Genomic DNA, 20,284 nt, shown 5'->3' with positions numbered 1-20,284 from the left:
CTTTCAGCGGGATGAATCGATCAGCTCAGAGGCGATGCAGCGCGCGATGCGCGATATCGCGACGGCAGAAGCCGCCCTCGTAGTGAATCTTGGCCACTGCCGCATAAGCGTGTTCACGAGCAGCCGCGATGTCCTTGCCCAGCGCACACACCGTCAACACGCGACCGCCGGCAGTGACGACCTTGCCCTGCGCATCGAGCTGCGTGCCGGCGTGGAACACTTTCACGCTGGGGCCAAAATCGCTGTCCAGCCCGGTAATGACGTCGCCGCTGCGCACCTTGCCCGGATAACCACCCGCCGCCATCACCACGCCGAGCGACGGGCGCGCGTCCCACTGCACATGCGTGTGATGCAGCTCACCGTCGAGCGCGGCTTCGATCAGATCCACCAGATCGGATTTCAGGCGCAGCATGATCGGTTGCGTTTCCGGATCGCCGAAGCGCACGTTGAACTCGATGACCTTGGGCGTACCGCTCTTGTCGATCATCAGGCCGGCGTAGAGGAAGCCGATGAAGGGCGCACCTTCCATCGCCATGCCACGCAGGGTGGGTTCGATCACTTCCTTGAGGATGCGCTTCTCGACGTCAGGCGTGACGACGGGCGCAGGCGAATACGCGCCCATGCCGCCGGTGTTGGGACCCAGATCGCCTTCGTCGCGGCGCTTGTGGTCCTGGCTGCTCGCCATCGGCAAGGCGTGCTGGCCATCGCTCACCACGATGTAGCTGGCTTCCTCGCCGTCGAGGAATTCCTCGATCACCACGCGCGCGGATGCATCGCCAAACTGATGCGCGCCCAGCATGTCATGCAGCGCCTGCTCGGCATCCGCCAGCGTCAACGCCACCACCACACCCTTGCCCGCGGCCAGGCCATCGGCCTTGATCACGATGGGCGCGCCATGCTGGCGCACATAGGCGAGCGCGGGGTTGAGTTCGGTGAACACCGCGTAGCGCGCGGTGGGAATGTTGTGGCGGAGCAGGAAGTCCTTGGCGAATGCCTTGGAGCCCTCCAGCTGCGCGGCCACCGCGCGCGGGCCGAAGCAGCGCAGCCCCGCCGCGCGGAACTTGTCGACCACACCGGCTACCAGCGGCACTTCGGGACCGACCACGGTCAGCCCGATCTTTTCGTCCTTGGCCAACTTGAACAAGCCATCCAGGTCGGTCACCGCCACGTCGGCGTTGCGCACACCCTTTTCCCGCGCCGTGCCCGCATTGCCCGGGGCGACAATCACTTCGCTCACGCGCGGCGACTGCTTGAGCTTCCACGCCAACGCGTGTTCACGCCCGCCGCTGCCGATGACCAGGACTTTCATGGGGACTCCAACTGCCATAGGGGTGCGCCTGGAGCGGCGCAGCGGGCCATTGTAAAGGGCGGCGGGGGTTTTCGCAGTGCAGCACCGGGGGAGCTTCAGCGGGAGGCTGGGTTGGGGCCAGGTGAGAGTGAGGAGTGCGGCGCATCGCGTGGCGGCAAGCTGGCCACGGCGCAACTGTAGGAGCGCACTTGTGCGCGACCAACCTACGGAGCGGCACATCTGAGCTCCGCGGTCGCGCACAAGTGCGCTCCTACAAGGGATCGCGCTGGCCTGTGGATGGCGGATCAATGCTGCCGCTCAGTTCTTTGTGGGAGCGCACCCTGTGCGCGACAAACCTACGGAGCGGTACACCCCAGCGTGGCCGTCGCGCACAGGGTGCGCTCCCACAGACAAGCCAAGCGCCAGGCGCGGCACCAAGTGCGCCATCTGTGACCCACAGCCGATGCGCAGCGAGGCCCCGCTTTAAGTCCTCAGCGATTCTGGCGCGTTGCGCAGCGCTTGGAAGTATCCCCTGTGTACCCTCGGAGGTTGTCCCACAACAGCGCGCCTCAAGCGTTCGGGCTTATCCCAGCACGATGCTGCGGGCGTTATCAGGCCATTCTCTTTGGGTTACTTTCGACGCGAAGCTAGTCCCGAGGGATCTCTTGGGCCAGCAAGAGAAAAGTGACTCGGTCGGCGGCAGCCGATCGAAACGCCCGCCGCGTAGGCGGCACCCTTGCGGTAACGCGACAACCAGAAACCGAGGCTCTGGCTCCCGGCCTGCGCCGGGACGACGGCGAAGAAGAAACGTTCCCGCGAGCACCCGCCCCTCACCCCAGCCCTCTCCCCGCAGGGGAGAGGGAGCAAAGCTAGAGCAAGGCTAGAGCAGCGCCAACAACGCGGCCCTCGGCAACTTCCCCGTCTCGTTGCGCGGCAACCCGGCCACCAACTTCAACGGCCGCGGCAAAAACACCGGATCCACCGACTGACGGAATGCGTCCAGGATGGTCTGCTCATCCATGTCCGGCGCCACCGCGAGCGCCGCAATGCGATGCACACCGAGCGCATCGCCGTTCTCCAGCTGGAACACCACGCCGTCCTTCACACCCGGGATCGCCTGCAGCCGACGGGTGAGATCACCGAGCGAAGCACGCTTGCCGGCAATCTCGAGCAAGTCCGAATGACGTCCGCACAAGCGGAAACGGCGTCCGCCGTCATGCAGCGTCACGATGTCGGCCAGCGTCATCGGCTCATCCAGCTGCGGTGCGCGCACCTGCGTGCCGTCGGGCTGGGGATGCAGCTGCACGTCGTCGTACAGCAGCCACGGCTCGTCATTGGCCGAACGGCGGCTGGCGAACACGCAGGTTTCCGTGGATCCGAACACTTCCAGCAGCGGCGCGCCGAAACGCGCCTCAGCCGCCTGCGCAAGCTCCACCGGCATCGGCGCGGTGGCGGACACCATGGCGTCGATCGGCGGCAACGTCACGCCCGATTCGATCAGCGCACGCAGATGCACCGGTGTGGTGATCAGCACGCGCGGCGCGGGTACCTCGGCCAACGCAGCCGCCACGTCCGCCGGCAGCAGCGGGCGGCCCGCATGGACGGCGATATGCCCGAGCAGGGGCAGCAGCACGGACATCTCCATGCCGTACATGTGCTGCGGCGGCACCGTCGCCACCACGTGGAACTGCGTGGCCACCGAGTCGTGCAGCATGCGCAGGTTGCCCGCATTGCTGGCGTTGAAGCTGCCCCAGGTCTTGGGGTTGCCCTTGGGCGTGCCGGTCGAGCCGGAGGTGTAGCCAATCGCCACGACCTGGTCGGCCGGCAGGGTCGGAATCGTCAGGTCTGCCTGCGACTCGGGGACGTCCATCAGGCTCGGCAGATGCCGGTAATGGCTCGGCGGCGCATCGAGTGCAAGTTCGCCCAGGGCATAGCTGCCGGGATGAGCGGCCATCACCTCGGCCACGGCCTGCGGTGCGCGCGAGGACGGCAGCAGGTTGGTCTGGCCACGCAGCGCAATGGCGCAGAAGGCCACCAGGAAGGCGTAGCGGTCTTCGCACAGGTTCACGGCGGCAGGGGCCACCGGCAGCTGCTCGGCGACCGCCAGCACGTGCACCAGGAAGCGCGCGGCGGTGACCGGCTCGCCATCGCGCCACACCAGCGGGCGATCCGGCGCGGTCGCTGCCAGCAACGGCAACTCGATGGCGGATCGTTCGAGCTGGACGTTTTCAAAAACGATGGCCAAGGTGTTCTCCGGCAACGGCAGTCTGCCCCTCGGTCCGGCCAGGCCGGTCCGACGTGCGGACGGAATAGAGAGCCCGCGATGATCCCCATCCTCGCGGTAGCCACTGAATCACTCCCTACTGAGAGCGCGTGGCATGCGGAAACCGTTCATCCTCGCTGACCCGGTCAGCAAGTCCTTGCGGCTTCACTCAGGCACGGATGATAGCGCCCGAGAGCGCATCGCGGATCACGGTGGGGCGTAGCTGATCGCCGGTCGGTGCGTCCAGCAGGCCGTCCAGCGCGGGTCCGAAGTAGCCGGCAGCTACGTCAGCGGTGCGCGCCGGCGGCTCGCCATGCGGATTGGCGCTGGTGGAAACCAGGGCGGCGCCATAGGCGCGGCATAGCGCAGCAGCAGGTTCGTGCGCCGTCACGCGCAGGGCGATGCCGGCGTGCGCGCCGGCCACCCAGGCCGGAACGTCCGCGGAGCGCGGAAAGATCCAGGTGTTGGGTCCGGGCCAGCTCTCGCGCACCTGCGCCAGCACGGCGGCGGGCACGGCGGACAGATCGATATAGCGCTCGACCTGGGCAAACTCCGACGCAATCAACAGCACGCCCTGGGTGGGTGGCCGTTGCTTGAGCGCAAACAGGCGCTCGAACGCGACGGGATTGTGCGGATCGCAACCGAGGCCGAACACGGCCTCGGTCGGATAGGCCAGCACACCGCCGCGGCGCAGCAGCGCGGCGGCGGCATCCAGGTCGGACAGGCTGAAGCGAGCCGTCACTCAGGCTTCCGTTGCCGCCTTCTTGGCGGCAGCTTTCTTGGTGGCGGTCTTGGCCGGAGCCTTTTTGGCCGCCGTCTTCTTCGTGGCGGTCTTCTTGCTCGCAGCCTTTTTGACGGTGGTCTTCTTCGCCGGGGCCTTCTTGGTGGCCGTCTTGCTGGCGGCCGCCTTCTTGGCCGCCGGCTTCTTCTCGGCGGCTGCCTTCTTGGCGGTCTTCTTGAACGCGCCGCGGCCCTTCTTGACCGGTGCGGCGGCGAGCAATTCGATGCACTGCGCTTCGGTCAGTTCCTTCGGCTCCTGGTCCTTGGGAATGCGCGCGTTCTTTTCGCCATCGGTGATGTACGCACCGAAGCGGCCGTTGAGCACCTGCACGCCGTTGCCGAAGTCCTGGATGATGCGGTTGGCGATCATCTCCAGTTTCTCCTGCACGATCTGCAGGGCGCGCGGCAATTCGATGGTGTACGGATCGTCTTCAGGCTTGAGCGAGGCGTACGTGCTGCCTTGCTTCACGAACGGACCGAAGCGGCCCACGCCCACCGACACTTCATCGCCGTTCTCAGCCTGGCCGAGCTTGCGCGGCAGCTTGAACAGCTCCAGCGCGTCGGCCAGCGTGATGGTGTGCATGCTCTGGCCCTGACGCAAGCTTGCGAACTGCAGCTTCTCGTCCGTGTCCTTGTCGCCGATCTGCGCATACGGCCCGTAGCGGCCCAGGCGCACCGACACCGGCTTGCCGCTCTTGGGATCGCTGCCCAGCTCGCGCGCGCCGGTCGCTTCGCTGCGATCGACGGTTTCGGTCTTCTCGTCCACCTGCTGCTTGAACGGCTGCCAGAAGCGCTCCATCAGCGGCACCCAGGCTTCTTCGCCACGGCTCACCGCGTCCAGCTCGTCTTCGAGCTTGGCGGTGAAGTCGTAGTCGACATAGCGGGTGAAATGCGCCGTGAGGAACTTGCTCACCGCGCGGCCCACGTCGGTCGGCTTGAAGCGGCGGCTGTCGAGGAACACGTATTCGCGGTTGAGCAGCACCTGGATGATGCTGGCATAGGTCGACGGACGGCCGATGCCGTGCTCTTCCAGCGTCTTGACCAGGCTCGCTTCGGAGTAGCGCGGCGGCGGCTCGGTGAAGTGCTGGTCGGCCAGGATGTCCTGCAGCGCCACTTTCTCGCCCACGTCGAGCTTGGGCAGGCGGCGGCCTTCGTCATCGTCGTCGGCGGTCTTCTGGTCGCGGCCTTCCTCGTATACGGCGAGGAAGCCCGGATCGACCACGGTGGTGCCGGTCGAACGGAACGAGGCATCGCCACCGTGCACGTGCGGCACGGCGAATTCCACCGACACGGTGTTGAGGGTGGCGTGGATCATCTGGCACGCAACCGTGCGCTTCCAGATCAGCTCGTAAAGCTTGCGCTGCTCATCGTTGAGATACGCCGACACGTCGCGCGGCGTGCGCATGGCCGAGGTCGGGCGAATCGCCTCATGCGCTTCCTGCGCGTTCTTGGATTTGGACTTGTAGGCCTGCGCATGATCCGGCAGCGCCTTGGTGCCGAAGTCGCGTGCGATCAACTCGCGCAACTCGACCACGGCGTCCTCGGACAGTGCCACCGAGTCGGTACGCATATAGCTGATCAGGCCAACGTTGCCCTCGCTGCCGATCGACACGCCTTCGTACAGACCCTGCGCGACCTTCATGGTGCGGCTGGTGGAGAAACCGAGCTTGCGCGCGGCCTCCTGCTGCAGCGTGGAGGTGGTGAACGGCGGGGCCGGGCGGCGCTTGCGCTCCTTGCTGCCAACCTCGCTGACGGTGAGGTGGCCGTGTGCCGCCTGCTTCAGCGCATGGCGAGCGGCCAGCGCATCGTGCTCGTTGGTGAGGTCGAACTGCTCGAACTTCTTGCCGTTGAGCTTGGTGAGGCGGGCGTTGAAATCACCCTCCGGGTGGCGCATCGCCGCTTCAATGGTCCAGTACTCGCGAGCGACGAAGGCTTCGATCTCTTCCTCGCGCTCCACGATCATGCGCAGCGCGGGCGACTGCACGCGGCCGGCGGAAAGACCGCGCTGCACCTTGCGCCACAGCACCGGCGAAAGATTGAAGCCCACCAGGTAGTCCAGCGCGCGGCGCGCCTGCTGCGCATCGACCATGTCCAGCGACAGCTGGCGCGGTGAGGCCACGGCGGCCTTGATCGCCTTGGGCGTGATCTCGGAGAACACCACGCGATGCAGCGTCTTGCCCTTGGTCAGGCCGCGCTCCTTGAGGATCTCGCTGATATGCCAGGAGATCGCCTCACCTTCGCGATCCAAGTCGGTCGCCAGATAGATGTCGTCGGCCAGCTTGGCCGCCTTGGCGATGGCGTCGACGTGTTTCTCGTTGCGGTCGATGACCTCGTAGGCCATGGCGAAGTTGTTGTCCGGGTCGACCGCCCCTTCCTTCGGGCGCAAGTCGCGCACGTGGCCATAGGAAGCCAGGACCTGGAAGTCCTTGCCGAGATATTTATTGATCGTCTTCGCCTTAGCCGGCGACTCGACGATAAGCAGGTTTTTTGCCATGAAGCTTGCTATCCGCCATCTATAGCCGACCTGTCCGGGCCGGCTTCCTATATTTAGTTAAAGGCATGGCGGCATCACGCCGTCAAGCTGAACCATGTGAAAGCGCGCTGCAGTTGGCCTTACGCTAGCCCGGCAAGCGTTGGTAGCGATTGCCTGGCAGCGCTTCGACCTGGCCGTCCAGCTCCAGCATCAACAACACAGATGTAAGGTCTGCGACAGTTTTGCCGGTGAAACCCGCCAGATCGTCGAGCGCGACCGGCCCGTAACCGAGCGCGTCGAGCAAGGCCCGGCGGGATGGATCGGCTTCGGACGCCGTCTCTTGAGGAGACGCGACGGCAAGGCCTTGTAACCGGCTTGCCAGCTCACGCCCCAGCGCGACAGCAACAGGAGCAAGCGCTTCCACGATTTCGGCAGCCGTTTCGACCAACCGCGCACCATCGCGAATCAGCCGATGGCAACCGTGAGCGAGGGGATTATGTATGGAACCGGGCAAAGCGAATACCTCGCGCCCCTGTTCGGCCGCCAGGCGGCCCGTGATCAGCGAGCCCGATTGCAGGCCGGCCTCGATCACCAGGGTGCCCAGCGACAAGCCGGCGATCAGGCGATTGCGGCGGGGAAAGTGATCCGCGCGGCCCGGCGTCCCCGGCGGAAACTCACTCACGAGCGCACCCTCGGCCGCCAGCCGCCGGGCCAGGGCCTGGTGCTTGTGCGGGTAGACGCGGTCCAGTCCGGTGCCCACCACGGCCACCGTAGGCAGCCCGGCCTCGAGCGCGGCCAGATGGGCAGCACCATCGATGCCCTCGGCCATGCCGCTGGTGATGGTGAAGCCGGCATGGCCCAGGTCCTGGGCGAAGGCGCGCGCGTCGGCGCAACCGCTCAGGGTCGCCGCGCGAGCGCCGACGATGGCCAACTGCGCGTGCAACAGCAGGCTGGCGTCGCCGGCGACAAACAGCACCGCCGGCGGCTGCGCAATCGCTTCGAGCTGCGGGGGGAAGTCCTCGTCGGTGTACAGCATCAGGCGATGGCCGGGCTGCGCCAGCCAGGCCAGATCGGCGTCGAGACGGCGCGGGTCGGGGCGCTGCAGCCAGCGGCGGGTGTCGGCGGGCAGGTCGGCCAGTCGTTGCTGGAGAGCCGCGAGCACGGCATCGACCTGGCCGTCATGGGCCGCCAGCTGTTCGCGCAGCGCGCCCGGCCCGAGGCGCGGCGTGCGCAGCAGGATCAGCCAGGTGCGTAGATGTTGAGGGTCGTTCATCGCCGTCCAGCCTAGGCACGGCGCAAAAAAAAACGGCGCGGTCGTGACCGCGCCGTTCTGTCGTCCTGTACCGCCGGGGTTTTAGTTCGGCAGTTCGAGCTTGTCGTGCCTGTGCACCGGGCGCAGGCCATCCATGATCAGGCCGTAGCTGACGCGGTCGAAGGTGCGGAACACCATCACGTGTCCCACGAACTCCTGGGGCAGCGTCACGTCCACGCCGGTGCCGCGATTCCAGCTGTTGTGGGCGACGTCGTCGTTGATGGTTTCGCCCGGCTGGTAGATCGAATAGGTCTGGCCGTTGTCCACGCCATCCTGCGAGCCGATATTCAACGCCACTACCTGATGCGGACCCACCGCATCGTAGGCATCGGCGAAGGCGATCACGCGCGCATTGCCCGGCAGCGACTTGGGCGCATGCGGGTAGTAGTAGGCGTCATACGGCTTGTCGTCGATCGGCAACAGGCGGTCGCCCTTGTTGATCTCCATGGTGCCGTTCAACAGCAGCAAGGTGGTCGGGTCGCCGGTGCGCAACACCTCGGCGGTGCCGATCACCATCACCTCGGTACCGATGTCCTCGCCATGGCCGTAGTGGCCGTCCGCGCGGAAATCTTCCTTCCACGGCGTCTGGACCAGCGACACATTGCTGTCCAGCGGATGGGCGACCAGATCCGAACCACTGTCGCGACCCTTCTTGCTGTCGAAGTCGCGGAAGGTCTGGGTGGGACGCACGATCGCAAAGCGCTGGCCCGGCTCGGACTGCAGGTTGCGGGCATAGACGTTCTTGCCCACCGTGCCGCGCAGATCCGCTTCCTCGAAGCCCACCACGTAAGGCAGTGCCTTGACCTGGTCGCTGTTGAGTACGCGCATTTCCTTGAGGAACGTCTGCAGCTGATCCAGCGGAATGGCCGGCACTGCATCGCCCTCGGCACGCACGCGGGGCTGCAAGCCCAGGCGCGGACCGTTGGCAAACGACAGATTCAGCACGTCACCCGGATAGATGAGATGTGGGTTCTGCACTTGCGGGTTGGCTTGCCAGATTTCCGGCCACAGCCACGGCTTGGACAGGAAACGTGCGGAAATCGCCCAAAGGGTGTCGCCCTTTCGAACCGTATAGGTATCCGGGTGATCGGCACGCAATTGCGCGCCCGCAGCGTAAACAGCCACCGTGACCAGCATGCCGGCCAGCAGCCCTATGGACTTTCTGATCATAAACGGGAATCCCCCATCCCCCGACGCTCGGGCGAGTGTAACCGAACAACTTGTTCACGCAACCGTGACCAGTTGGCAAAACAGCATGCCAGACGGGCGCTTGGCGGCGTACAATAAAGGTCATTCTAGATGCGCCCGGGGCTTGGTTTTCACCGATTCGCCCGCAGTTTCGGCGCTTGAGGTAAAGCCATGTCCGTACTGACCATCATCGAATTTCCCGATCCCCGCCTGCGTACCAAGGCCGAACCGGTGACCGTGTTCGACGCCGAACTCAAGCAGTTCGTGGCCGATATGTTCGAGACCATGTATGACGCCAATGGTGTCGGCCTGGCCGCTACCCAGGTGAATGTACACAAGCAGGTGCTGGTGGCCGACATGAGCGACGAGCGCAATGAGCCGCTGGCGCTGATCAATGCACGCATCATCGAGAAGGACGGCGCCCAGGTCTACCAGGAAGGCTGCCTGTCGTTCCCGGGCATTTACGCCGATGTCACCCGCGCCCTCAAGGTGAAGGTGAAAGCCAACGACGTGGACGGCAACGAGATCGAGCACGAGTTTGAAGGCCCGCTGGCCGTGTGCGTGCAGCACGAGATGGATCACCTCGCCGGCAAGGTGTTCGTGGACTATCTGTCGCCGCTCAAGCGCTCCATGTTGCTCAAGCGCCTGGAAAAGCAGCGCAAGCAGGCGGCCACCGCTTGAAGCTCCGCGTCGTCTTCGCGGGCACTCCCGAATTCTCCGTACCCTGCCTTGAAGCGTGCCGTGCGAGCGGTGCGCAGGTGGTGGCGGTCTACACCCAACCCGATCGCCCCGCCGGTCGCGGCCGCAAACTCACACCCAGCCCGGTCAAACAGGCGGCCCTGGCAGCCGACATTCCCGTCGAGCAACCCGAATCGCTGAAGTCCGACGAGGCACGGGCCACACTGGCCGCGTACGCGCCGGACCTGATGGTGGTGGTGGCTTACGGCTTGATTCTTCCGCGCAAGGTGCTGGCCATTCCGCGCCTGGGCTGCTGGAACGTGCACGCCAGCCTGCTGCCGCGCTGGCGCGGCGCGGCGCCGATCCAGCGCGCCATCCTGGCCGGCGACAGCGAAAGCGGCGTCGACCTGATGCAGATGGAAGCCGGCCTGGATACCGGCCCGGTACTGCTGGAGCGCCGCACGCCGATCAGCGGCGAGGACACCGGCGGCTCGCTGCATGATCGCCTCTCCATGTTGGGCGCCGACGTGCTCGCTGAGGGTCTGGCGCGTGTGATGGCCGGTGAAAGCTTGGCCCCCCAGGCCCAGCCGGACGAAGGCGTCACCTACGCGCACAAGTTGGACAAGGCCGAGGCGCGACTCGACTTCACGCGACCGGCGATTGAGTTGGAGCGCCAGGTGCGCGCCTTTGATCCGTGGCCGGTGGCTGAAGGTGAAGTCGCTGGCGAAATGCTGCGAATCTGGGCCGCGCGCGCCATCGAAGGCAGCGGTGCGCCGGGTTCGGTGCTTGGCATAAGCCGCGAGGGTATCGATATCGCCTGCGGTGAAGGCGTGCTGCGGGTAACCGCGTTGCAGCGTGCGGGTGGCAAGCGCATTACGGCGGCCGATTACTTCAACGCCATGAAGACTCGCGGCCTCTAAAGATCGGCATTCCGGCGCAGGCCGGAATCCAGTAGCGGGAACCATTGGCTTTCGCGACGCCAGTGGTAAGTCTCATGAGCGCCAGCGAAAACCGAGCACTGACGCTACTGGATTCCGGCCTGCGCCGGAATGACGAGCTAAAAAGCGCGCTTCCGTTTACCCCCGCTTCTCACCCACATCCACTACCTTCCCCTGATGACCGATACCCGCGCTCTAGCCGCCCAAGCCCTTGCCGACGTCGCCTTGCGCGGCACTTCACTGCGCGACGCGATGGAGCGTCATGCGCCCAAGCTGGCCGACGGTCGCGATCGCGCGCTGCTGATGGCCTTGCTGAGCGATGGTGCACGTTGGTGGCTGCGTTTTGACCCCGTGCTCGATCGCCTGATGGAGAAGTCGTTGCGCCAGAAGGAGCCCGTGGTGCATGCACTGCTGGTACTGGGACTGGTGCAACTGGAAATCCTGCAGCTGCCGGCGTATGCCGCCGTGGCCGCTACGGTGCAAGCCACGCGAGCGCTGCAACGCCCGCGCATGGCAGGACTGGTGAATGCGGTGCTGCGTCGCTGGCAACGCGAACGCGAGGCGCTGCTGGCCGAACTCGACGCCAAGCCGCAGACGCGACACGCGCATCCGCTGTGGCTGGCCAAGACGCTGACACGCGACTGGCCGGAGCAAGCCGATGCGGTGATGGCGGCGAACAATGTTGAGCCGCCGCTGATGCTGCGCGTCAACCATCGCCGCAGTGAACGCGACTCGCTGATCGAGCGCCTGCGTACGGACGGCTATACGGCCGATGCCCATGCGTGGCTCGCTGACGGCATCGTGCTTCCGCACAGCACCGACGTGACCCGCCTGCCCGGTTTCGCCACCGGCGAGTTCGCAGTGCAGGATGGCGCCGCGCAGATTGCCGCCGATCTTGCTGACGTGCGCGACGGCCAGCGCGTGCTCGATGCCTGCGCCGCGCCTGGCGGCAAGGCCTGCCATTTGCTGGAGCGCGCGGATCTCTCGCTCACGGCGCTGGAATTCGACGCCAGGCGCACCCAGCGCATCAGCCAGAACCTGGAACGTCTCGGCCTCAAGGCCGATATCGTCGTCGGCGATGCAGGCGAGCCTGAAGGCTGGTGGGACGGCAAGCCGTTCGATCGCATCCTGATCGATGCGCCCTGTTCGGCTGCTGGCGTGCTGCGCCGGCGGCCCGATGTACGCCTGCATCGCCGCGACAGCGACATCGCCCCGCTCGTAGCCCAGCAGAAGCGCATCCTGACGGCCCTGTGGCCGCTGCTGGCGCCGGGCGGCCGGCTGGTCTACATCACCTGTTCCATGCTGCGCGCCGAGAACGACGCCGTGGTCGGCGCCTGGCTCCAGGGCCGGTCCGATGTGCGGGTCGTGGAGTTCTCCCTGCCAGTGGGACAGGCGGCGAGTGTGGGCTGGCAGGTTCTGCCCGGGGATGGCGACCTGGACGGCATGTACTATGCCGTCCTCGAGAAGGCCTGAAGGCGCCCGCAGGCGCCGCCGCTAAGCCAGGAACCAGGCCAAGGCCGTTAAGCTCGGGCCACGGCATTAAGCTATGAGTTTGCGACGCGGCCCGCCGCAGCCCCGGAATCCACGCATGTCTGTCTTTTCTCAAGCCACTCCCCTGGAACGCCGCCGATTCTGGCTGTTGCTGCTGATTGCCCTGGTGGTGATCGGCGCCGGCATGGGCCTGCGTGATCCCTGGCCGTCGGACGAACCGCGCTTTGCGCTGGCTGCCAAGCACATGGTGGAGAGCGGCGACTGGCTGTTCCCACATCGCGGCAGCGAACTGTATTCGGACAAGCCGCCGATGCTGTTCTGGCTGGAAGCTGCCAGCTATACGGTGATCCGCAGCTGGCGCATCGCCTTCCTGCTGCCTTCGCTGCTGGCGGCACTGGGTTGCCTGGCGCTGGTCTATGACCTCGGCCGCCGCCTGTGGAATCGCCAGGTCGGCTTGTATGCCGCTTCGGCCCTGCTCATCACGTTCCAGTTCGTCTACCAGACCAAACGGGCGCAGATCGATCCACTGGTGATGTTTTACATCACGGCGGCGAACTGGGGCCTGCTGGTGCATATGCTGAAAGGGCCTAACTGGCGCGCGTTCTGGTTCGGCTGTTTCTGCGCGGGGCTGGGCGTGATCACCAAGGGCGTTGGCGTGCTCGCGCTCTTCATGTTTGTGCCGTATCTGGTGGCCGCGTTTGGCCAGTGGAATGGCGTGTCGCGCATGGGTGAGGGCGCCTGGTGGCGCTGGGCATTGGGTCTGGTTGCGCTGTTGCTGGCGATGGCATTGTGGCTGGTGCCGATGCTGTTGGGCGCGAAAGCGCACGCGGGCGATCCGGCCTATGCCGCTTACATCAACGACATCCTGTTCCACCAGACGGCCGGCCGTTACAGCAAGTCCTGGGATCACCACCACAACGCGCTGTACTACGTGCCCATCGTGCTGTTCACCTGGCTGCCGCTGTCGCTGACCTATCCGGGCACGCTGCCGCGCTGGTGGCAGTCGCTCAAGGCCAGGGACGCGCGCATCCTGTTGCCGCTGGGCTGGATCGTGCTGCTGCTGGTGTTCTTCTCGATTCCCAAGGGCAAGCGCGACGTCTACATCATGCCGGCGCTGCCGATGCTGGCGCTGGTCAGTGCGCCGTATCTGGACGAGCTGCTGCAGAAGCGCTGGCTGCGTGCGGCTGGGCTCGTCTTCATCGGCATCATGGGCGCCGCCATGCTCGGCGTGGGCGCCACGGCGCTGGTGGCGCATCCGAAGTTTGCGAGCGAGTTCGCTACGGCGCGCGGTTTTGATGATGGCGGCCATGCGCTGTGGTGGATGTTCGTCACCATCGGCGCCGTGCAACTGCTGCTGATCGCCACGCTGCGCATGCGTCGCGCCGTCGCCGCCGTCGCTGGCGGGATGGCGGCCATGTGGCTGGTGTGGAGCTTGTGGGCTTACCCCATCCTCAACGATTCCAGCTCGGCTGCCGGGCTGATGCAGGACGTGCGCGAGCGCCTGCCGGCGGGCGACCAGATCGGCATGGTGGCGTGGAAGGAACAGAACCTGCTGATGTTCAATCATCCCGCTACGGATTTCGGTTTTACGCGACCGTGGCATGAGCAGTACAGCGCTGCGGTGAAATGGCAGGCTGCCGATCCCGAGCATCGCTGGTTGTTTGCGCTGGATGGGGTGATGGCTCAGTGCGTGGATCGCAGCAAGGCGGTGAGCCTGGGGCATGCGAATCGGCGTGAGTGGTGGATGTTCAAGGCTGATGCCGTGGTGCCGGGGTGCATGCCTAGTGAGGATGTGGATCGGGTGCCGGCGGCGGCGCTGGAGGAGTGAGGGGGTTGGGTGGGTGGTGGTGGCTTCGCCCACTTGGATGCGCGCTTTTGATCGTCATCCAGGCGGAGGCCGGAGGCGCTCTTTAATAGCCGAAGGGCTGGTCTTCCAGAGCCTTGGTCTCCGTTGTCGCCACGAGGCCAGCGTGCCGCCTACGCGGCGGGCGTTTCGATCGGCTGCCGCCGACCGAGTCACTTTTCTCTTGCTGGCCCAAAAGATCCCACGGGACTAGCTTCGCGTCGAAAGTAACCCAAAGAGAATGGCCTGATAACGCCCGCAGCATCGTGTTGGGATAAGCCCGAACGCTTGAGGTGCGTCGTTGTGGGACAACCTCCGAGGGTACACAGCGGGTAGTTCAAAGCGCTGCGCAACGCGCCCGAATCGCTGAGGACTTAAGGCGGGGCCTCGCTGCGCATCGGCCTTGGGTCGCCTCCTTCCGTTTGCCCCGCCTGCTTGTCTGTGGGAGCGCACCCTGTGCGCGACAGCCACGCTGGGTGTATCGCTACGTAGGCTTGTCGCGCACAGGGTGCGCTCCCACAAAGAGCTGATCGGCACCGGGCTGCATGTCCCCTTGTAGGAGCGCACTTGTGCGCGACCGCAGCGCATGGGTGAACCGCTCCGTTAGATGGTCGCGCACAAGTGCGCTCCTACAGTTGCGTTGTGGCCAGGTTGTCGGCGCGATAGAAATGCGATGCACCTCACTTCGCCCTGTTCGTCCCGGCGATCAGGTCCGACGCATGTCCAGCAGATCCTGGTAAACCTGCTCCGTTCGACCCACAAACAGCGGCAGCCCAAACTCCTGCTCCGCATGCTGGCGCGCCGCTGCGCCCATCGCAGGCAGGGTGTCGCGTTGTTCGAGCAATCGCTGCACGGCGGCTGCAAGGGCGGCGCGATCACGCACCGGTACCAGCCAGCCGTCCTTTCCTTCGTGGATATTCTCTGGCAGCCCGGCATAGCGGGTGAGCAGCACCGGTTTGCCCATCGCCATCATTTCGCGGCAGGCGAAGGAGATGGTTTCCACGTCGTAGGACAACACGAAGCCCGCGTCGAGCGAGGCCACCATGGGGCGGGCGTCGGTCAACACGCCGGTGAAATGCACCTGATCGGACACACCAAGCGCGGCGACTCGCTCCAGTTCTGCCGTCTTGGGCGGCACGCCGGCAATCACCACGCGCAGTCGGCGGCGAATCTCCTCCGGCAGCATCGGCAATGCTTCCATGAGGTCCATCCAGCCTTTGTAACTCGCCGTTCCTGCGTTGCTACCGAGCACCAACACGCTTTCATCGCCACCTGTCCAATGTGCACGCTCAGCCCTGGCTTGGTCGATCGGCCACGGAGACCAACGCTCGATATCCACGCCGTTGTAGACCGTTTCCAACTTGCAGCGGCGATAGGCGGTCTGCAGCAATTCGCGACGCGTGTACTCGCACACGGCGATGACCATATCCGTGTGCCGTGCGCGCAGCGCGGCGCCCAGGCCACGGACCGGTTTGGAGTTGTGCTTGGTCCACACCAAGGCGGGACGCTTGGTCGGCATGGCCGAAAGCACCAGGCGATGATCGGCGGAGCCGTTGACGTGGATCAGATCAAACGCCTGCTCACGCAGATACGAGGCCAGTTGCGCTCGCGCGCGACGCCGGGCTTTCCATTTGTTCAAGCCGTTCGGAAACGGCTGGTCCAGCACGAACACGCCGGGCAAGGCGCGCGCCTCGCGATTGAGGCGGCTGTCTGGCGGCGCCGCCACATGTACCTCGTGCCGCGATGCCAGCGCCGCGGCAAGTTCGCGGATGTAGGTGGTGTGGCCGCCGCCGTCGCCGTGATGAAAATTCGTATAGAGCAGTTTCATCCCGCGTGATCGCTTTCACCGAGCAGGTCGATGTGCTGGCTGATCCCGCGCTCGCACCAGGTGATCCCTTGCGTGCGCGTTTCGTGGAAAAGCACGTTGTTGGGCAAGCTCATGTCGTCGACGTCCGGCGGGGAACGCGAGTTGTGCCACAGGTGCACGGCGAGCGCTGCCCATTTGAGCGCGCGCCGCTTGAGGCCGGTATTTTCCAGGCGTGCCGCCAGCTCACGGTCTTCCGCGCCGTAGCCTTCCATGCGCTCGTCGAAGCCATTGACCTTCAACAGATCGTCGCGCCAGAAACTCATGTTGCAGCTCATCACTCGCCCACCGTTGCGCGAGCGGGACTTCCATCGCGCCAGCCACGGTGCACGGAACGCGTAGAGCCGCTTTGTGCCATCGAACTCGTCGAAATGGGCGGTCGACCACGGCGCGAAAACGGGCGGCTTGCCTTGGAGCAGTCGCTGCGATTCCTCAGCCGTGGCCTTGATGCGCCCGCCTTGCAGGAAGTATCCACGCTCGGCCAGCATCAGATGATCAGCGATGAAGTGCGGCTCGATCAGCATGTCGCCGTCGAGCAGGATCACATAATCGCCCCGACTGGCGGCAATGCCGCGATTTCGCGCACGCGCCGCCCGAAACCCATGGTCTTCCTGCCACAGGTGGCGCAGCGGCACCGGGAACGTCGCCGCCATGCGCTTGACCAAGGCAGCGGTCTGTTCGCTCGAGCCATCATCGGCCACGATGACTTCGCAAGGCAGCTGGGTCTGGCGGGCCAGGCCTTCGAGCATGCGCTCAAGCGCCTGTGGCCAGTTGTAAGTCAGCAGGATCACGCTGACCTTGAGCTCCAGCCCGGCGCTCATATGCCAGCGGCCCCGCGAAACATCACGCGCCCGCCTTGCCGCTGTTGCGACGGCCGTGCCGGAGGATGGATACCGTGCGCTCCACCCGCTTGAGCCAGCCCGCCGTGCCGCGCCGGAACGCAATGCCGGCATAGCGCCAGGCCTCATCCATGCCTGCCGCCGGCTTGCTGCGGAACTCGGCCTTGGCCAGGTCCAGCGTATGGACGTCCATATGCATGCGCTCGGCGTAGTGATTGATCAGCGTGCGCGAGCGGAACAGGTTGGCGAACTGGTTCTCGCGATCGCGTGCGTGCCACCAGCCGTTGGCGCCATGGACGCGGTAATGGACCATGCCCGTGGGCAGGTAATACTTGTGCGCACCCAGCACGCTGGTGCCGAACACCAGGCAGTTATCGGCCGAAATGCGCCACGTCGTGAGAAACGTATGCGGCAGATCCAGCACCCGCTGCGCCCACATGCGCCGCATCGACAAGGCCGATGTGGCAGCGCCGTACCAGTAGGCCGTCACCCAGGTGCTGATGGCGGTATAGCCCAGATCGGTCGCGCGATCCGCGTAGCCGACGATGCCCTGCTCATTGCCGAACAAGTTGACATCGGTGAACACGAAATCGATATCCCGGCGACTGTCGTACACCTCGCCGATGCGCGCCAGGTAATCCTTGTCCCAATGATCATCGGCATCAAGAAAACACACGATGTCGCCAGTGACGCCCTCCATGCCTTTGACGAACGCCGACAGCTGACCGCCATTGCTCACGCAGCGCAGCGTCACGCGCTCGTCGTTGCCGTAGCGCTCGGCCAGCCAGGCGGCCGAACCATCGGTGGAGCCATCGTCCATCACGATGACCTGGGCGGCGGCGCGCGTCTGCGCGAGCACGCTGTCGATCGCCTCGCCGACGTAGTCGCGGTAGTTGTAGTTGGTGATGATGACGCTGAAGGTCAGAGCCTTCATGCAGCCACCTCTCCCTTCAGCAGCTGACGGAAGTAGGCAATGGTTTCGCGCAGGCCATCGTCCAGGCTCACGCGCGGCTCCCAGCCAAGTTTTTCCTTGGCCAGGGCGATGTCCGGCTGGCGCTGGCGCGGATCGTCCGAAGGCAGCGGGCGGAACACCAGCCTGGATTTGCCGCCGACCAGCGCAATCACACGCTCGGCCAGTTGCAGCATGGTGTGCTCGACCGGGTTGCCGATGTTCACCGGGCCGACGAAGCCGGCCTCGCTGTTCATCATGCGGGTGATCACTTCGATCAGGTCGTCGACATAGCAGAAGCTGCGCGTCTGGCTGCCATCGCCATAGATGGTGATGTCCTCGCCGCGCAGCGCCTGCACGATGAAGTTGCTGACCACGCGACCGTCGTTCGGATGCATGCGCGGGCCGTAGGTGTTGAAGATGCGTACCACCTTGATGTCCAGGTTGTGCTGGCGGTGGTAGTCGAAGAACAGCGTTTCGGCGCAGCGCTTGCCTTCGTCATAGCAGCTGCGGAAGCCGATGGGATTGACGCGGCCCCAATAGTCCTCGCGCTGCGGATGGACTTCCGGATCGCCATACACTTCGCTGGTCGAGGCCTGCAGGATGCGCGCGCCGGTGCGCTTGGCCAGGCCGAGCATATTGATCGCGCCGTGCACGCTGGTCTTGGTGGTCTGCACCGGATCGTGCTGGTAATGCACCGGCGAGGCAGGGCAGGCGAAATTGAAAATGCGGTCCACTTCCACGTAGAGCGGGAAGGTCACGTCGTGCCGCATCATCTCGAAGTACGGGTGGTCGAGCAGGTGCGCGATGTTCTGCTTGCTGCCGGTAAAGAAGTTGTCCACGCACAGCACGTCATGGCCGTCGCGCAGCAACCGGTCGCACAGATGGGAGCCCAGGAAGCCCGCACCGCCGGTAACCAACACCTTGTTCATCGAGATCCCCGAATCCCCAACACGTCGGGGTACTTTAGTTTCAATGGATGGAAATTGCCGGCTTGGCCCGGTCACCCGCGAGCAGGCCCACGACCAGACCCATCGGCAGCCAGATCAGCAGCCATGCCGGCCGCGGGCTGTCGAGCATCTGCGGCATATCGAACTGGAGTACGACCGAGGCGTAAACCCAGATGGTCAGGACCAGCCGACCCTGCAGGGTGCCGCGATGGCGCCAGCCTTGCCAGCCGAGCATGAGCCACATGGCGACGGTCAGCAGCAGGCCGGGCAGGCCCAGTTCCACCGTCACCTGGGTCAGCAGGTTGTGTGTATGCGTGTAGGCCGCACCGTTGACGATAAGGCTGATGGGGGCGCCCTGACCCAATCCCAGCAGAGGGTGCTGGGCGGCCAGATGCATCGCCTGCAGGGCCAGCTCCGGACGCAACGAGGTGCCACGCACGGTCAGCATGGTCGCTGGCCAGAGCAACATGATCGCCGCCAGTACGGCGATGGTCACCGCCACCCAGCGATGGACCCGGCCGGGCTGCCATAGCGGCATCAGCACGATGGCCAGCGCCAGGGCCAGCCACACGCTGCGCGTCTGGGTGAGCCCCACGAAGAGCAGCAGCACCGCCATCGCCGCATAGCGTGCGATCGACCAGCGACGGTCGTCGATATCGAGCTGGCTGAGCCAAAGCGCCACCACCCCCATCAGCGCCGCCGCGTAATTGGCGGTGGCGATCGTCCCCTCGCCGACGATACGGCCGTCTTCCATGGGAGCGCGCACAAAACTGATGCAGTAGTAGATCGCGCAAGCCCCGATGGCCAGGCCGGCGGCCAGCAGCAGATGGCGGATGCGCGACACGTCGTTGGCGGCATAGGCATGCCAGCCCAGCACGAATGCCAGCACGCTGATCAGGCGGCCGACCTCGTCCCCCGCATGGGGTATGTGGCCCCAGCTCAAGGAGAGCAGCGCCCAAGCCAGCAACGCCAGGAACACCCGGAACACCGGCAGCGGCCAAAGTTCGCGCCATACCCGCGCGCCCTGCGAGAAGGACAGCGCCAGGGCGGGCAGGTAGAGCAACACGATCAGGCTGGTCTGGTAGGGCTTGCCGGGATTGAACGACACGCCGGCCGGCATGATGACCATCCCCAGCATCATCCAGACGATGCCCACGCCAAGAATCGTGCGCGTAATGGCCCGGCTCTTCGGCTGAACGTCGGTTTTCAATGGGATCGCCCTGCTTCTCATACTGCCTGCTTGCCTGTTCGTTACTGCGGCCCGGGCGGACCCGAAACCGGTCTATTTTCGGCTTTGCTCCGCCCAAAGTCAGCAGAATAGTGCACGGTTCCAGCTGAAACTGAGCCGACCGCGACCCTGTCGGCTAACGCCGACCGGGGCCTCCCGGAGGACCAAGCCTGCCGGCGAATACCGGTAGAATTCACTTT

General features: G+C 65.3%; 15 protein-coding genes. 4 read left to right on the top strand and 11 right to left on the bottom strand.

Annotated elements, in window-relative coordinates; translation table 11 throughout:
* Positions 1-25: 25 nt before the first annotated feature.
* The 6 genes from purD to AC1DKY_RS01160 form a co-directional block, all read right to left on the bottom strand.
* Positions 26-1,309, bottom strand: a complete 1,284-nt coding sequence (gene purD, locus AC1DKY_RS01185; RefSeq protein WP_441601922.1) for a phosphoribosylamine--glycine ligase — start codon at positions 1,307-1,309, stop codon at positions 26-28.
* Positions 1,310-2,168: 859 nt separating this feature from the next.
* On the bottom strand, positions 2,169-3,533 hold the full coding sequence (locus AC1DKY_RS01180; RefSeq protein WP_441601921.1) for an AMP-binding protein: 1,365 nt from the start codon (positions 3,531-3,533) through the stop codon (positions 2,169-2,171).
* A 187-nt stretch (positions 3,534-3,720) separates the two neighbouring features.
* The gene (tsaC, locus tag AC1DKY_RS01175; RefSeq protein WP_441601920.1) at positions 3,721-4,293 is read right to left on the bottom strand and encodes an L-threonylcarbamoyladenylate synthase type 1 TsaC; all 573 of its coding nucleotides are present in this window, start codon (positions 4,291-4,293) and stop codon (positions 3,721-3,723) included.
* A complete protein-coding gene (locus AC1DKY_RS01170; protein ID WP_441601919.1) occupies positions 4,294-6,825 on the bottom strand; it encodes a DNA topoisomerase I in 2,532 nt (843 codons plus the stop codon).
* A gap of 124 nt (positions 6,826-6,949) precedes the next feature.
* Positions 6,950-8,077, bottom strand: a complete 1,128-nt coding sequence (gene dprA / locus AC1DKY_RS01165; protein WP_441601918.1) for a DNA-processing protein DprA — start codon at positions 8,075-8,077, stop codon at positions 6,950-6,952.
* 81 nt (positions 8,078-8,158) lie between these two features.
* A complete protein-coding gene (locus AC1DKY_RS01160; RefSeq protein ID WP_441601917.1) occupies positions 8,159-9,286 on the bottom strand; it encodes a LysM peptidoglycan-binding domain-containing protein in 1,128 nt (375 codons plus the stop codon).
* A gap of 189 nt (positions 9,287-9,475) precedes the next feature.
* Here AC1DKY_RS01160 and def point away from each other — a divergent pair, with 189 nt between their 5' ends.
* The 4 genes from def (at position 9,476) to AC1DKY_RS01140 (ending at position 14,239) form a co-directional block, all read left to right on the top strand.
* On the top strand, positions 9,476-9,985 hold the full coding sequence (gene def / locus AC1DKY_RS01155; protein WP_441601916.1) for a peptide deformylase: 510 nt from the start codon (positions 9,476-9,478) through the stop codon (positions 9,983-9,985).
* A complete protein-coding gene (gene fmt, locus AC1DKY_RS01150; RefSeq protein WP_441601915.1) occupies positions 9,982-10,902 on the top strand; it encodes a methionyl-tRNA formyltransferase in 921 nt (306 codons plus the stop codon). The genes def and fmt overlap by 4 nt, the downstream gene beginning before the upstream one ends.
* Positions 10,903-11,094: 192 nt before the next feature.
* On the top strand, positions 11,095-12,393 hold the full coding sequence (rsmB, locus tag AC1DKY_RS01145; RefSeq protein WP_441602136.1) for a 16S rRNA (cytosine(967)-C(5))-methyltransferase RsmB: 1,299 nt from the start codon (positions 11,095-11,097) through the stop codon (positions 12,391-12,393).
* Positions 12,394-12,508: 115 nt separating this feature from the next.
* The gene (locus AC1DKY_RS01140; protein WP_441601914.1) at positions 12,509-14,239 is read left to right on the top strand and encodes an ArnT family glycosyltransferase; all 1,731 of its coding nucleotides are present in this window, start codon (positions 12,509-12,511) and stop codon (positions 14,237-14,239) included.
* Between the two features lie 721 nt (positions 14,240-14,960).
* Here AC1DKY_RS01140 and AC1DKY_RS01135 read toward each other — a convergent pair.
* The 5 genes from AC1DKY_RS01135 to AC1DKY_RS01115 are packed head-to-tail and all read right to left on the bottom strand — an operon-like array spanning position 14,961 to position 20,066.
* The gene (locus AC1DKY_RS01135; protein ID WP_441601913.1) at positions 14,961-16,082 is read right to left on the bottom strand and encodes a glycosyltransferase family 4 protein; all 1,122 of its coding nucleotides are present in this window, start codon (positions 16,080-16,082) and stop codon (positions 14,961-14,963) included.
* Positions 16,079-16,939: a glycosyltransferase family 2 protein gene (locus AC1DKY_RS01130; protein WP_441601912.1), complete on the bottom strand. Its 861-nt coding sequence runs from the start codon at positions 16,937-16,939 to the stop codon at positions 16,079-16,081. Before AC1DKY_RS01130 ends, AC1DKY_RS01135 begins: the two co-directional genes overlap by 4 nt.
* 22 nt (positions 16,940-16,961) lie before the next feature.
* Positions 16,962-17,891: a glycosyltransferase family 2 protein gene (locus AC1DKY_RS01125; protein WP_441601911.1), complete on the bottom strand. Its 930-nt coding sequence runs from the start codon at positions 17,889-17,891 to the stop codon at positions 16,962-16,964.
* Positions 17,888-18,838 (bottom strand): UDP-glucuronic acid decarboxylase family protein, encoded by a 951-nt coding sequence (locus AC1DKY_RS01120; RefSeq protein WP_441601910.1) that lies wholly within the window; start codon positions 18,836-18,838, stop codon positions 17,888-17,890. Before AC1DKY_RS01120 ends, AC1DKY_RS01125 begins: the two co-directional genes overlap by 4 nt.
* 40 nt (positions 18,839-18,878) lie before the next feature.
* Positions 18,879-20,066, bottom strand: a complete 1,188-nt coding sequence (locus AC1DKY_RS01115) for an O-antigen ligase family protein (protein ID WP_441601909.1) — start codon at positions 20,064-20,066, stop codon at positions 18,879-18,881.
* Between the last annotated feature and the right edge of the window lie 218 nt (positions 20,067-20,284).

It is taken from the genome of Dyella sp. 01N448, from assembly GCF_056399225.1.
This window is presented reverse-complemented; position numbering and strand designations above follow the sequence as displayed.